Source organism: Streptomyces sp. NPDC031445 (genome assembly GCF_055581365.1).
This window is the reverse complement of record NZ_JBVIJO010000002.1, coordinates 614,286-628,831: the sequence shown is the minus strand read 5'-3', so window position 1 is coordinate 628,831 and position 14,546 is coordinate 614,286. Positions and strand designations below refer to the sequence as shown.

The 14,546-nt window shown below is 72.1% G+C and carries 11 protein-coding genes; 7 read left to right on the top strand and 4 right to left on the bottom strand.

Annotated elements, in window-relative coordinates:
- The first annotated feature begins 250 nt into the window (after positions 1-250).
- Complete coding sequence (locus ACZ5DC_RS09025; protein WP_041665198.1) at positions 251-1,540, top strand: citrate synthase; 1,290 nt, start codon at positions 251-253, stop codon at positions 1,538-1,540.
- Between the two features lie 720 nt (positions 1,541-2,260).
- On the opposite strand, the gene ACZ5DC_RS09020 is transcribed toward ACZ5DC_RS09025, so the two are convergent.
- From ACZ5DC_RS09020 to ACZ5DC_RS09010, 3 genes are all read right to left on the bottom strand, one after another.
- Positions 2,261-4,522, bottom strand: coding sequence for a heavy metal translocating P-type ATPase (locus ACZ5DC_RS09020; RefSeq protein WP_468650846.1), 2,262 nt, complete (start codon positions 4,520-4,522; stop codon positions 2,261-2,263).
- A gap of 87 nt (positions 4,523-4,609) precedes the next feature.
- The gene (locus ACZ5DC_RS09015) at positions 4,610-4,849 is read right to left on the bottom strand and encodes a heavy-metal-associated domain-containing protein (RefSeq protein ID WP_468650844.1); all 240 of its coding nucleotides are present in this window, start codon (positions 4,847-4,849) and stop codon (positions 4,610-4,612) included.
- Positions 4,850-4,993: 144 nt separating this feature from the next.
- On the bottom strand, positions 4,994-5,572 hold the full coding sequence (locus ACZ5DC_RS09010; protein ID WP_468651287.1) for a TetR/AcrR family transcriptional regulator: 579 nt from the start codon (positions 5,570-5,572) through the stop codon (positions 4,994-4,996).
- 287 nt (positions 5,573-5,859) lie between these two features.
- Between ACZ5DC_RS09010 and ACZ5DC_RS09005 the strand changes: the two genes are divergently transcribed.
- Positions 5,860-8,127, top strand: coding sequence for an MMPL family transporter (locus ACZ5DC_RS09005; RefSeq protein ID WP_468650842.1), 2,268 nt, complete (start codon positions 5,860-5,862; stop codon positions 8,125-8,127).
- 84 nt (positions 8,128-8,211) lie between these two features.
- Positions 8,212-9,255: a zinc-dependent alcohol dehydrogenase family protein gene (locus tag ACZ5DC_RS09000; protein WP_468650840.1), complete on the top strand. Its 1,044-nt coding sequence runs from the start codon at positions 8,212-8,214 to the stop codon at positions 9,253-9,255.
- Between the two features lie 64 nt (positions 9,256-9,319).
- Here the strand turns inward: ACZ5DC_RS09000 and ACZ5DC_RS08995 are convergent, their stop codons facing one another.
- Positions 9,320-9,520: a helix-turn-helix transcriptional regulator gene (locus ACZ5DC_RS08995; protein ID WP_103810279.1), complete on the bottom strand. Its 201-nt coding sequence runs from the start codon at positions 9,518-9,520 to the stop codon at positions 9,320-9,322.
- Between the two features lie 322 nt (positions 9,521-9,842).
- Here ACZ5DC_RS08995 and iolC point away from each other — a divergent pair, with 322 nt between their 5' ends.
- The 4 genes from iolC (at position 9,843) to iolD (ending at position 14,539) form a co-directional block, all read left to right on the top strand.
- A complete protein-coding gene (gene iolC, locus ACZ5DC_RS08990) occupies positions 9,843-10,793 on the top strand; it encodes a 5-dehydro-2-deoxygluconokinase (RefSeq protein ID WP_468650838.1) in 951 nt (316 codons plus the stop codon).
- Positions 10,794-10,954: 161 nt separating this feature from the next.
- Positions 10,955-11,833, top strand: a complete 879-nt coding sequence (locus ACZ5DC_RS08985; RefSeq protein WP_468651286.1) for a Cgl0159 family (beta/alpha)8-fold protein — start codon at positions 10,955-10,957, stop codon at positions 11,831-11,833.
- 7 nt (positions 11,834-11,840) lie between these two features.
- Positions 11,841-12,665: a 5-deoxy-glucuronate isomerase gene (iolB, locus tag ACZ5DC_RS08980; RefSeq protein WP_468650836.1), complete on the top strand. Its 825-nt coding sequence runs from the start codon at positions 11,841-11,843 to the stop codon at positions 12,663-12,665.
- A complete protein-coding gene (gene iolD / locus ACZ5DC_RS08975) occupies positions 12,662-14,539 on the top strand; it encodes a 3D-(3,5/4)-trihydroxycyclohexane-1,2-dione acylhydrolase (decyclizing) (protein ID WP_468650834.1) in 1,878 nt (625 codons plus the stop codon). The genes iolB and iolD overlap by 4 nt, the downstream gene beginning before the upstream one ends.
- The last annotated feature ends 7 nt before the right edge of the window (positions 14,540-14,546 follow it).

Sequence of the window (14,546 nt, the reverse complement as noted above, 5' to 3'; positions counted from 1 at the left end):
GTGGCCCCGAAGTCACGGTGGCGGCACGGAATCCGGCCCCGCGGCGAAAATGATCGATCAAACGAGTCGTGAAGGTCACAGAGCACTTCCGGTAACCCCTCCGAGGGGGCAGGATGAGCAGGTTGACGGCACTGAGTGCCGCCAATAGGCCCAATGGTCGACCCCGAGTGCACTCTCCTGAGCCAAATGGGGGATGGTAGAGACAGTCAGGGCACCTCGAAGATGAGGCACTACGTCGGTGAGGGAAGACGTGAGCGACAACTCTGTAGTACTGCGGTACGGCGACGGCGAGTACACCTACCCGGTGGTCGACAGCACCGTCGGTGACAAGGGCTTCGACATCGGGAAGCTCCGCGCCCAGACCGGTCTGGTGACTCTGGACAGCGGCTACGGCAACACCGCCGCCTACAAATCCGCGATCACCTACCTCGACGGCGAGGCGGGCATCCTCCGCTACCGCGGCTACCCCATCGAGCAGCTGGCCGAGCGCTCCACCTTCCTTGAGGTGGCGTACCTGCTGATCAACGGCGAGCTGCCCACCGTCGACCAGCTGACGGCGTTCCAGAACGACATCACGCGGCACACGCTGCTGCACGAGGACGTCAAGAACTTCTACAGGGGCTTCCCGCGCGACGCGCACCCGATGGCCATGCTGTCCTCGGTCGTCTCGGCGCTGTCCACGTTCTACCAGGACAGCCACAACCCGTTCGACGAGAAGCAGCGCGACCTCTCCACGATCCGGCTGCTCGCCAAGCTCCCGACGATCGCGGCCTACGCGTACAAGAAGTCGATCGGCCACCCGTTCGTCTACCCGCGCAACGACCTCGGTTACGTCGAGAACTTCCTGCGCATGACCTTCTCGGTGCCGGCGCAGGAGTTCGAGCTGGACCCGGTCGTCGTCGCCGCGCTGGACAAGCTGCTGATCCTGCACGCCGACCACGAGCAGAACTGTTCGACCTCCACGGTCCGTCTGGTCGGCTCCTCGCAGGCCAACATGTTCGCGTCGATCTCGGCCGGCATCAGCGCCCTGTGGGGCCCGCTGCACGGCGGTGCCAACCAGTCCGTGCTGGAGATGCTGGAGGGCATCCGCGACTCGGGCTCCGATGTCGACACCTTCATCCGCAAGGTGAAGAACAAGGAGGACGGCGTCCGCCTGATGGGCTTCGGCCACCGGGTCTACAAGAACTTCGACCCGCGCGCCAAGATCATCAAGGCCGCCGCGCACGACGTGCTCTCCGCGCTGGGCAAGGAGGACGAGCTCCTCGACATCGCCCTCAAGCTGGAGGAGCACGCGCTGTCCGACGACTACTTCGTCGAGCGCAAGCTGTACCCGAACGTGGACTTCTACACCGGTCTGATCTACCGCGCCATGGGCTTCCCGACCGAGATGTTCACGGTCCTGTTCGCCCTCGGCCGGCTGCCGGGCTGGATCGCCCAGTGGACCGAGATGATCAAGGAGCCGGGCTCCCGCATCGGCCGCCCGCGCCAGATCTACACGGGCGTGGTGGAGCGCGACTTCGTTCCGGTCGAGGAGCGCTGACACCTTCCGGTGAGGGGGCCGCGTTCGCCGGGGCCCCACACCGGAGCAGTGTTCTTGGCCGGTGTGCGCCCGACAGCGTGCCGCTGAAGGGCGTGGGCGACTGCGGGCCGGTCGGCGGGCCGGCAGCGCGGTTGCCCGCGCCTCTCCGGCCGCGCTCGCCGAGAGGCCGTCGGCGTGAAGTCGCAACAACGCGAAAGCGGAAGGCGCCCTGAGACGCCGGTCCCCCCACGGGCCGACGACCAGGGCGCCTTCCCATGTCCCGGTGCGGATTCCCCCCACGGGATCCGGCCGGGCGCTTGGAGAGGACAGCGCCTGAATCGCTGTCGGTGAGCAGAACGAGCAAAACTCGGCCTGCTCCAGTGATGCGGTGCGATCTGCCGGGACAACGCACGCCGGAAGGGCCGCTCAAAGCTTCCCGGTGTACGTGCCCCGGCAACGCATCTCTGAGGAAGTCCCCCAAGACATCCCCAGATGCCAGTCAGCGCCCCCCAAGACGCTGGTCTGACACCGCCAACTTAGACCCTCGAACCCCTTCGAGGGTTACGTTCGCATCACTGTGATCTGCGTCTCTTGCATATGTCCTTTAGGTGCGCAAGAGCCCCGATACGGCGATCGGGACTCAAGCGTAAGGATGATGCGCGAGCCTTGTGAAGAGCTTATGTGAGGCTCGCGCCGGACTCCAGGGGGACCGGGACATCCGCCCCGGCAATTGCCGCCGCCCTACCGGAAGGCCCGCAGCCGCAGGCTGTTGGTCACCACGAACACCGAGGAGAAGGCCATCGCCGCCCCCGCGATCATCGGGTTGAGCAGCCCCGCGGCGGCCAGCGGCAGCGCGGCGACGTTGTAGCCGAAGGCCCACACCAGGTTCCCCTTGATGGTGGCCAGCGTCCGCCTCGACAGCCGGATCGCGTCCGCCGCCACCCGCAGGTCCCCGCGCACCAGCGTCAGGTCGCCGGCCTCGATCGCCGCGTCCGTGCCGGTGCCCATGGCCAGGCCCAGGTCCGCCGTGGCGAGCGCGGCCGCGTCGTTCACGCCGTCGCCCACCATGGCCACGGCCCGCCCCTCGCGCTGGAGCCGTCGCACGACGTCCACCTTGTCCTCGGGCAGCACCTCGGCGTGGACGTGCGCGGGGTCGATGCCGACCGTGCGCGCGACCGCCTCGGCGACGGTGCGGTTGTCCCCGGTGAGCAGCACCGGCGTCAGCCCCAGCGCCCGCAGCTCGCGGATCGCCTCGGCGCTGGTCTCCTTGACCGCGTCGGCGACGGCAAGGACCCCGCGGGCCCGCCCGTCCCAGCCCGCCACGACGGCCGTACGACCCTCCTGCTCGGCTTCCCGCGCCGCGCGGGCCAAGTCCCGCGGGAGGTCGTCGTAGAGGCGCCCCACGGCCACCTCACGGCCGTCCACGCGCCCGCGCACGCCCCGGCCGGGCACGTTCTCGAAGTGGTCGACCGGCGGCAGTGCTCCCGCGCGTTCCTCGGCGCCCGCGGCGACGGCACGGGCCACGGGGTGCTCGGAGGCGTGCTCCAGGGCGCCCGCGAGCCGCAGCAGCTCCTTCTCGTCCTCGCCCTCGGCGACGTACACCGCCTGGAGGCTCATCCGGCCGGTGGTGACCGTGCCGGTCTTGTCCAGGACGACCGTGTCCACGCGGCGGGTGGACTCCAGCACCTCGGGACCCTTGATGAGGATGCCGAGCTGGGCCCCGCGCCCGGTGCCGACCATCAGCGCGGTCGGGGTGGCCAGGCCGAGGGCGCAGGGGCAGGCGATGATCAGCACGGCGACGGCGGCGGTGAACGCGGCCACGGTGTCGCCGGTGACGCCCAGCCAGGCGCCGAAGGTGCCGAGCGCGATGAGGATGACCACGGGCACGAAGACGGCGGAGATCCGGTCGGCGAGCCGCTGGACCTCGGCCTTGCCGTTCTGCGCGTCCTCGACCAGTTTCGCCATCCGGGCGAGCTGGGTGTCCGCGCCGATCCGGGTGGCCTGCACGACCAGCCGGCCGCCCGCGTTGACCGTGGCGCCGGTGACCCGGTCGCCGGGGCCGACGTCCACCGGCACCGACTCGCCGGTCAGCATCGAGGCGTCCACCGCGGAGACGCCCTCCACGACCGTGCCGTCGGTGGCGATCTTCTCGCCGGGGCGGACGACGAACCGGTCGCCGACGGCCAGGGACGACACCGGTATCCGGACCTCGCGGCCCTCGCGCAGCACGGCCACGTCCTTGGCGCCCAGCTCCATCAGGGCCTTCAGGGCGGCGCCGGCGCGGCGCTTGGAGCGGGCCTCCAGATAGCGGCCGAGCAGGATCAGCGCGACGACTCCGGCGGCCACCTCCAGGTAGATCGTGGAGGCGCCGTCCATGCGGGAGACGGTGAGGCGGAACTCGTCGTGCATGCCGGGCATGCCGGCGTCGCCGAGGAACAGCGCCCACAGCGACCAGCCGAACGCGGCCAGCGTGCCGACCGAGACGAGAGTGTCCATGGTCGCGGCGCCGTGCCGGAGGTTGGTCCAGGCGGCCCGGTGGAAGGGGGCGCCGCCCCAGACGACGACCGGCGCGGCGAGGGTGAGCGAGAGCCACTGCCAGTTGTCGAACTGGAGCGCCGGGACCATGGAGAGCAGGACCACGGGGGCGGCGAGCAGCGCGGAGACGAGCAGACGGTGGCGCAGGGCGCCCAGTTCCGCGTCAGGTGCGGGAGCTTCCGGTTCCGTCGCGGGCGCGGGCCGGGGCGGCGGCGGCTCCTCGGCGGTGTAGCCGGTCTTCTCCACGGTGGCGATCAGGTCGGCGACCTGGACGCCGCCGGAGAAGGCGACCTTGGCCTTCTCGGTGGCGAAGTTGACGGTGGCGCTGACGCCGTCCATCCGGTTGAGCTTCTTCTCCACCCGGGCGGCGCAGGAGGCGCAGGTCATACCGCCGATGAGCAGCTCGACCTCGGAGGCGTCACCCGTGGCCGCGGCTGTCCGAGCGGTTTCTGCGGTGGTGCTGGTCATGTCCGGACTCCAGACATCGGACCGGGCCGTACGGATCCAGTATCAGCTGGTCGGCACGGCCCGGGTCGGGGAAAGGGAGGGTTTTCCTCAGGCCTGGCCGGCCAGCTCGAAACCGGCTTCGTCCACGGCGGCGCGCACGGCCTCCTCGTCCAGCGGGGCCTCGGAGACGACGGTCACCTCGCCGGTCGACGCGACGGCCTTCACCGAGCTGACGCCCGGGAGCTGGGAGATCTCGCCGGACACGGAGCCCTCGCAGTGGCCGCAGCTCATGCCGGTCACCTTGTAGACGGTGGTGACGGAGCCCGTGGTGTCGGTCTGAGCGGTCATGTCGTTACTCCTCGTCGAGGCGTGTGGGGCCAATGGGGTCCGCGGCGGCCGGGGAGGCCCGCGGGAGCCCCATCTCTTCTCAGACTATACCCCTAGGGGGTATGACTCCAGCGACTCCCGCGCCCGGGTTCCCGGTGTTCCGGATCACGTGCGGCCGAGTCGGTCGCCCACCAGGGGTTCCAGGTAGCGGATCAGGACGTCCTTGGTCTCCCGGACGTACGCGGCGCGCTCGGCGCCCTCGTGGGCCAGGACCAGTTCCAGGCCGGTCTTGTAGACGCCGAGGCAGACGCGGGCCGTGCGGGTGACGTCGGCCGGGGCGGCGCCGGGCATGAGCGAGCCGAGCAGCGCCTCGATCCGGCCGATCACCGTCGTGTGCAGCTGGTCGTGCGCCTCGGCCATCCGGCCCGGGATGTCGGGCCCGTGCATCAGCGCGAAGAAGACCGGATGGTCGGTGTTGAACGCCATGAACCGGTCCACGGCCGAGCCGATCGCCTCCTCCAGTGGTGTGGCGGGGTCGACGGGGGCCAGTGCCTCGCCGTACGCCTCCCGCATCTCGTGCATCAGCCGGTCGCCCAGCTCGACCGCGATCGCTTCCTTGTTCGGGAAGAACTGGTAGAGCGTGCCGGGCGAGACGCCCGCCGCGCGGGCGATGGCGTTGGTGCTGGCGGCGGTGTAGCCGGTGGTGCAGAAGACCTGGGCGGCGGCTTCGAGCAGCTGGGCGATGCGGCGTTCGCCGCGGGCCTGTCGGCGGCGCGGCGCCTGCTCCTTGTCCGGGGCGCCGTCCCCCGGGGCGCCGCCCTTCCGCGCGGCCTGCGAGGCGCCGTCCTTCGGTGTGGTGTCGGGCACGCGTTATCCCCAGCTCTCCGAACGCGATTGACAAACGCGAGTGGTCGCTCGCATTCTGATGAAACGCGAGCGATCTCTCGTGTTTGCCAGTCTAGGCAATGGCTGGACCATGCTGCCGTGCTCGCACGCGTCAGCGCTGGTCACGGTGAAGGGGACACCGCACGATGACCGATGTCAACAAGGCGCCGCGGTCCGCGGTCCAGCCACCGCGGACCGGTGGCTGGACCCGATTCGTCACCGCCCGGCCGCGCCTGTCGCTCCTGGTCGCCCTGGTGCTCACCGCGCTCGCCGTGCTGGCCGGCGGCGGGGTCGCGGACCGCCTCGGCAGCGGCGGCTGGGAGGACCCGGCCGCCGAGTCGACCTACGCGACCAAGGCGCTGGAACGCGCGTTCCCCGCCGCCGAGCCGAACCTGCTGCTCCTGGTCGACGCGGGCCGCGCCTCGGTGGACGACCCGGCGGTGGCCGCCGAGGCCCGCGCCCTGACCGCGCGGCTCGCCAGGGAGCCGGGTGTCACCGGCGTCGGCTCCTACTGGCAGGCCCCGCCCGCGCAGGCCCCGGCCCTGCGCGCCGAGGACGGCCACGAGGCGCTGATCGCCGCCCGCGTCACCGGCGACGAGAGCGCGATGGGCCGCACCCTGGACCGCATCGCCCCGCACTACCGGGGCACGCACGGTCCGTTCGAGGTGAGGATCGGCGGCATCGTCGCGGTGCGGCACGAGATGCAGACGGTCATCAAGGAGGACCTCACCCGCGCCGAGCTGATCGCCCTGCCGATCACACTGGTGCTGCTGGTCATGGTCTTCGGCAGCGCGGTCGCGGCCCTGCTCCCGCTGGGCATCGGCATCGTCGCCATCCTCGGGACGAACGCGGTGCTGCGCGGCCTGACCGCCTTCACCGACGTCTCCGTCTTCGCGCTGAACCTCACCACGGCCCTCGGCCTCGGCCTCGCCATCGACTACGCCCTGTTCATCGTCCGCCGCTACCGCGAGGAACTGTCCGGCGGCGCCGACCCGCTGACCGCCGTGGGCACGGCCCTGCGCACGGCCGGCCGCACCGTGCTCTTCTCCGCCCTGACGGTCGCGGTCTCGCTGGCCGCCATGATGGTCTTCCCGCAGTACTTCCTGCGGTCCTTCGCCTACGCCGGCATCGCGGTGGTGCTCCTCGCGGCGGCCGCCGCCCTGATCCTGCTCCCGGCCGCGCTCGTCCTGCTCGGCCACCGGGTCAACTCCCTGGACCTGCGCCGTCTCTTCCGCCGTGGCCGCGCGCCGGAGCGGGCCGAGGGCGGCACCGCCTGGGCGCGCACGGCCGGCCTGGTGATGCGCCGCGCCCCCCTCTTCGCCCTCGGCACCACCGCCCTGCTCGTCCTGCTCGGACTGCCGTTCCTGGGGGTCAGGTTCGGTACGGCCGACGACCGGCAACTGCCCTCGACCGCTGAGTCCCACGTGGTGCAGCAGCACCTGCGCGAGCACTTCCCCGGCAGCCCCGGCGGTGGCCTGGAAGTCCTCGCCGAAGGCCGGGCCACCGACGCTCAGTACGCCGCCTACAAGCAGCGCGTGGCCGCCCTGCCCGAGGTGATGCGCGTCGACGGCCCCCTGGTCAGGGGCGACACCGCCTCCTTCACGGTGCAGCCCGCGGGCGAGGCCGTGGACGGTGCGGCCCAGCGGCTGGTCGGCGACCTGCGCGCGCTGGACGCCCCCTTCACCACCAAGGTGACCGGCACCGCCGCCGTCCTGGTGGACACCAAGCACGCGATAGCGGAGCGCCTGCCCTGGGCGGCCGTGTTCATCGCCGTCGTCACGCTCCTGCTGGTCTTCCTCCTCACCGGCAGCGTGCTGATACCCCTCCAGGCCGTGGTGCTCAACGCGCTCAGCCTGACGGCGATGTTCGGTGCGGTCGTCTGGGTCTTCCAGGACGGCCACCTGTCCGGCCCGCTCGGCTTCACCAGCCCCGGCTCCATCGAGACCACCCTGCCCGTGCTGATGTTCTGCGTGGCCTTCGGCCTCTCCATGGACTACGGCGTGTTCCTGCTCTCGCGCATCAAGGAGGAGTACGACCGCACGGGCGACCACGAGCGAGCGGTCCGCCTCGGCCTCCAGCGCACGGGTGGCCTGATCACGGCGGCGGCGGTCATCCTGGCCGTGGTGATGGTGGCGATCGGCACCTCCCGGGTGACCAACACCAAGATGCTCGGCCTCGGCATCGCGCTCGCGGTCCTGATGGACGCGATGGTGGTCCGCAGCCTCCTGGTCCCGGCCATCATGCGGCTGACGGGCAGGGCGACCTGGTGGGCGCCGGGGTGGCTGCGGCGCTTCCACGACCGGTTCGGCGTGAGCGAGGGCGAGCGGGAGGCACCCCCGAGGAGCGCGGGGAGCGGCGCCACCGGCCACGGCGAACCGGAACTGGTGACCCACTCCGGCGGGCTCGAGAACTAGGGTCTTCCGTCTGGATCGGGCGAGCCCGGCGTGATCCAGACGGGGAGGTCCTAGCCTTCGCGCAGGTTCCCGGAAGGAGCATGCATGCGAGCCGTGGTGTTCGAGGAGTACGGAAAGCCGGCCGAGGTGCGGGACGTACCCGACCCGGAGCCCGCGGAGCACGGGGTGGTCGTCCGTGTCGAGGCCACCGGCCTCTGCCGCAGCGACTGGCACGGCTGGATGGGGCACGACCCGGACATCGCGCTGCCGCACGTGCCGGGGCACGAACTCGCCGGCGTGGTCGAGGCGGTGGGCGCCCGGGTGAGCGGCTGGCGGCCCGGCGACCGGGTCACCGTGCCGTTCGTCTGCGCCTGCGGGGGCTGCCCGTCCTGCGCGGCGGGCGACCAGCAGGTGTGCGAGCGGCAGACCCAGCCCGGGTTCAGCCACTGGGGCTCCTTCGCCGAGTACGTCGCGCTCGACCACGCCGACGTCAATCTCGTGGCGCTGCCGGACGACATGGGGTACGCCACCGCCGCCGCCCTCGGCTGCCGCTTCGCCACCGCGTTCCGGGCCGTGGTGCAGCAGGGCCGGGTGGCGGCGGGGGAGTGGGTCGCGGTGCACGGCTGCGGCGGGGTCGGCCTGTCGGCGGTGATGATCGCGGCGGCCTCGGGGGCCCGGGTGGTCGCGGTCGACGTGTCTGCCCGGGCGCTGGAGCTGGCGCGGACGTTCGGCGCCGCCGAGTGCCTGGACGCGACCGGCGTGTCCGACCCGGCCGCCGCCGTCCGGGAGCTGACCGGCGGCGGCGCCCACCTCTCCCTCGACGCGCTCGGCTCGCCGGCCACCTGCGCCGCCTCCGTGAACGGCCTGCGCCGCCGCGGCCGGCACGTCCAGGTCGGCCTGCTGCCCTCGCCCGACGGCACCACCCCGGTCCCGCTGGCCCGCGCGACAGCCCTGGAGCTGGAGCTCCTCGGCAGCCACGGCATGGCCGCCCACGCCTATCCCGGCATGCTGCACCTGGTCCGCGCCGGCGTTCTGCGCCCGGACCTCCTGGTGACCCGGACGATCACCCTCGACGCGGCTCCGGCGGCGCTCGCGGCGATGGACACGGCGCCGGGCGCGGGCGTCACGGTCATCGAGCCCTGGAGCTGAGAGCCCGGCGCCCCCACCGCTCCCCGGCTTCCCCGCTGCCCGGCACCGTGTCCGCGAGAGCGCGTCAGTCCTCTCTGCGGCCGCGGTTGCCGGGACGGGAGGCGACCCAGGCGCGCACGGTGTCGGCGTACCAGTAGGGCTTGCCGCCCTCGACGTGGTCGGGCGGGGGCAGCAGCCCGTGCTTGCGGTAGGACCGTACGGTGTCCGGCTGCACCCGGATGTGCGCCGCGATCTCCTTGTAGGACCAGAGCCTTCGGTCGGCCATGCGTTGCACCTCCCCGCGCGCACCACGGCGGCGACCGGGAAGGGCCACCGGGGGGACCGGGCGCTGCGCTGATCACAAACCTGCGCCTGGTGAACGACGCTGCGTGACCGACGGGGCCTCCCTGTCGTCCGGGTGTGACCGAGAACCCGCGTGCACGTGACATGTGTGACACGAGGGCGGTCTTTGTGACACGGCCGCCACACAAGACACCCCTGTGACGCCGACTCCGGACGGAGACTAGTCCGAATGTCTGGACAAAACATTGACATGGCTCGGCATGCGGGACTAGAAAGCCGGGGAGAGCCATGACGAAGGGAAGCCGATGGCCTACGACCTGATCACCATGGGGCGGATCGGGGTGGACCTCTACCCGCTGCAGACCGGTGTCCCGCTCGCCCAGGTGTCGTCCTTCGGCAAGTTCCTCGGCGGGTCGGCGACGAACGTGGCGGTCGCCGCGGCCCGCCTCGGCCGGCGCACCGCCGTGATCACCCGTACCGGCGACGACCCGTTCGGCACGTACCTCCACGAGGCGCTGCGCGGCTTCGGCGTCGACGACCGCTGGGTCACCCCCGTCCCCGGCCTGCCGACTCCGGTCACCTTCTGCGAGGTCTTCCCGCCGGACGACTTCCCGCTCTACTTCTACCGGCAGCCCAAGGCCCCCGACCTGGAGATCGACGCCCACGAGCTGGACCTGGACGCCATCGGTGAGGCCCGGATCTTCTGGGTCACCGGCACCGGCCTGAGCGAGGAGCCGAGCCGTACGGCGACCCTGGCGGCCCTCGCCCACCGCGCCAAGGCGGGCAGCACCGTCTTCGACCTCGACTGGCGCCCCATGTTCTGGTCGGACCCCGGCGCCGCCCGCCCCTTCTACGCCGAGGCCCTGCGCCACGCCACCGTCGCCGTCGGCAACCTGGACGAGGTGGAGGTCGCGACCGGAGTGCGCGAGCCGCACGCCGCCGCCCGCGCCCTGCTGGACGCCGGGGTCGAGCTGGCCGTCGTCAAACAGGGCCCCAAGGGGGTCCTCGCCGTCAACCGGAAGGGTGAGTCGGCCGAGGTCCCGCCCCTGCCCGTCACCGTTCTGAACGGACTCGGCGCCGGGGACGCCTTCGGCGGCTCCCTCTGCCACGGCCTGCTGGCCGGCTGGGACCTGGAGACGATCATGCGGCACGCCAACGCGGCCGGGGCCATCGTCGCCTCCCGCCTGGAGTGCTCCTCCGCGATGCCGACCCCCGACGAGGTGGCCGCCGCGCTCGACGCCGGAGCGGTGCTGTGAGGGCCGGCCGCGTCACCGGCACGCACCCCGAGGACGGCTCCGGCACCGGGCCCGACACCCCGGCGGACGCTCCCCGCGAAGGCGCCGCACCCCCTCGTCCCGACGCCTTCGCGCGCCCTCCCCGCCACGGCGCCGCAGGCACCCCGCGCCGGGGCGTCGACGTGGGCGAACTCGTCCGGATCCGCACCCGGCACCCCGAGGCGATCGCGGAGGCCGCCGCCCGGCGGGTCCGCAGGCCCCTGCTGAACGAGAACGGGCGGCTGATGATCGTCGCCGCCGACCACCCGGCCCGTGGCGCGCTCGGCGTCGGCGACCGCAAGCTCGCCATGGCCAACCGCGCCGACCTGCTCGAACGCCTCTGCCTCGCGCTGTCCCGGCCCGGCGTCGACGGCGTCCTCGCCACCGCCGACATCCTGGACGACCTGCTCCTCCTCGGCGCCCTGGACCGCAAGGTCGTCATGGGCTCCATGAACCGCGGCGGTCTGCAAGGGGCCAGCTTCGAGCTGGACGACCGGTTCACCGGCCACCGCCCGCAGGACATCGAGCGCCTCGGCTTCGACGCGGGCAAGCTGCTGCTGCGCGTCGACTACAGCGACCCCGGCTCCCTGAGCACCCTGGAGTCCACCGCCCGCGCCATCGACGCGATGGCCGAGCGCCGGCTGCCGGTGTTCGTGGAGCCGTTCATCAGCCGCCGCACCCCCGAAGGGAAGGTGAGGAACGACCTGTCCGCCGAAGCGGTCACCCGGTCCATCGCCATCGCCTCCGGTCTCGGCGGCTCCTCCGCCTACACCTGGCTGAAGGTGCCGGTCACCGAGAACCCCGACGACATGGCGCGGGTCATGGAGACCTCCACCCTGCCCGCCGTGCTGCTCGGCGGGGACATCGGCGACTCGCCCGAGGACCAGGTCGCCACGTACGAGAAGTGGCGCGGCGCGCTCCGACTCCCCACCGTGCGCGGCCTGGTGGTAGGCCGCTCGCTGCTGTACCCGGCGGACGGCGATGTGGCCGCCGCCGTGGACACCGCCGTAGGACTGCTGTGAGGGCCGCATGACCAGCACCGACCTGCATCTTCCCCGGGGCGCCGCCGCGCAGGGCGACTACGCCGTCGACATCGGCCCCACGTCGGCCGGCTGGACGCACAGCAGCCTGCGTGTCGTGGAGCTGGGGCCCGGTGGCAGCCATACGTTCAGCACCGGGGACAGTGAGTGGATCGTGCTTCCGCTGGAAGGCGGATGTACCGTACATATGGAGCACAACGAGTTCCAACTCCTGGGCCGGGAAAGCGTGTTCGCGGATGTCTCCGACTTCGCGTACGTGCCCCGGGACGCCCAGGTCCTGATCGCCTCCGGCGCGGGAGGCCGCTTCGCCCTGGCAGGAGCGAAGTGCGAGCGACGACTCCCCGCCCGCTACGGCCCCGCGCCGGAGGTCCCCGTCGAGGAGCGCGGCAGCGGCACCTGCGCCCGCCGGGTGCGCAACTTCGCCTCCGCCGACTCCTTCGCATGCGACAAGCTGATCGCCGTGGAGGTGATCACGCCGGGCGGCCACTGGTCCTCGTACCCGCCGCACAAGCACGACGAGCACCGGCCGGGCGAGGAGTCCGAGCTGGAGGAGATCTACTACTTCGAGATCGACGGCCCGCACGGACTCGGCTACCAGCGGGTGTTCCCCTCGCGGGAGGGCGGTTCGGACGTCCTCGCCGAGGTGCGCTCCGGCGACGCCGTCCTCGTCCCCGACGGCTGGCACGGCCCGTCCATCGCCCAGCCCGGGCACGACATGTACTACCTGAACGTCATGGCGGGCCCGGGGGAGACCCGGGAATGGCGGATCTGTTTCCACCCCGACCACGTAGACAGCACAGGGGGCTACCGATGACGATCCGGCTGACCGTCGCCCAGGCACTCGTCCGCTTCCTCGCCGCCCAGTACACCGAGCGGGACGGCCGGCGGCAGCGGCTGATCGGCGCCACGTGGGGCATCTTCGGGCACGGCAACGTCGCCGGCATCGGCCAGGCCCTGGTCGAGTACGCGGACGTGATGCCGTATCACCAGGGCCGCAACGAGCAGTCCATGGTGCACGCGGCGGTCGGCTACGCCCGCCAGTCGAACCGCCTGTCCACGCACGCGGTCACGACGTCGATCGGCCCCGGCGCCACGAACCTCGTCACCGGCGCCGCCCTCGCGACCGTCAACCACCTCCCGGTGCTGCTCCTGCCCGGTGACGTCTTCGCCGCCCGCCCCGCCGACCCGGTCCTCCAGCAGCTGGAGCTGCCGTACGCGGGCGACGTCTCGGTCAACGACACCCTGCGCCCGGTGTCGAAGTACTTCGACCGCGTCACCCGCCCGGAGGCCCTGATCCCCAGCGCCCTCCAGGCCGTGCGGGTCCTCACCGACCCCGTGGAGACCGGCGCCGTCACGCTCGCCCTGCCGCAGGACGTGCAGGCGGAGGCCTTCGACTGGCCGGAGGAGTTCTTCTCGACGCGGGTGTGGACGGTACGGCGGCCGGGCGCGGACCCGACCGAGCTGGCGGAGGCGGTCCGGGCGATCCGCTCCGCCGCACGGCCCCTCGTCATCGCCGGCGGCGGGGTCCACCACAGCCGCGCCGAGGAGGCCCTCGCCGAGTTCGCGGCGGCGACGCGCATCCCGGTCGCCTCCACCCAGGCCGGGAAGGGCTCACTGCGGTACGACCATCCGCAGGACGTCGGCGGGGTCGGCCACACCGGCACCGCGACCGCCGACGAGCTGGCCCGCACCGCCGACCTCGTCATCGGCGTCGGCACCCGGTACACCGACTTCACCACGGCGTCCGGCACCCTGTTCGAGAATCCGGCCGTCCGCTTCCTTAACCTCAACATCGCGCCGTTCGACGGTCACAAGCTGGCCGGGCTGCCGCTGGTCGCCGACGCCCGCAGCGGTCTGGGCGAGCTGACCGAGGCACTGGCCATGCACGGCCACGGCGTCGCCGACTCCTACGTCCGCGAGTACACCGAGGGCAAGGAGCGCTGGGAGCAGCGCGTCGACGCCTGCTTCGAGGCCGGGGAGACGGACGTACGGCCGAGCCAGACCCAGGTCATCGGCGCCCTGGACGCGCTGGTGGACGAGTCGGACGTCATCATCAACGCGGCCGGCTCGCTCCCGGGCGACCTGCACAAGCTGTGGCGGGCGCGGTCGTACGACCAGTACCACCTGGAGTACGGCTACTCCTGCATGGGCTACGAGATCCCGGCCGCCCTCGGGGTGAAGCTCGCCGCGCCCGAGCGGAACGTGTGGGCACTGGTCGGCGACGGCACCTACCTGATGATGCCGACGGAGATCGTGACCGCGGTGCAGGAGGGCATCGCGATCAAGATCCTGCTGGTGCAGAACCACGGGTACGCCTCGATCGGCGGGCTCTCCGACTCGGTGGGCGGCGAGCGGTTCGGCACGGCCTACCGCTACACCGCCGAGGACGGCACCTTCACCGGCGCCCCGCTCCCCGTCGACCTCGCCGCCAACGCGGCCAGCCTCGGCATGCGGGTGCTGCGCGCGAAGACCGTACGGGACCTGCGCGCGGCGCTCGCGGAGGCGCGCGCGGCCGACACACCCACATGTGTCTACGTGGAGACGGAAACGTCCGACACTGTGTCGGGGGCGCCCCCGGCGCAGGCCTGGTGGGATGTTCCTGTGGCCGAGACCGCGACCCGACCTTCCGCGGTCAAGGCACGTGAGCTGTACGAACGGCACGTCTCGACCCGACGCCGCCATCTGTGAGAAGGAG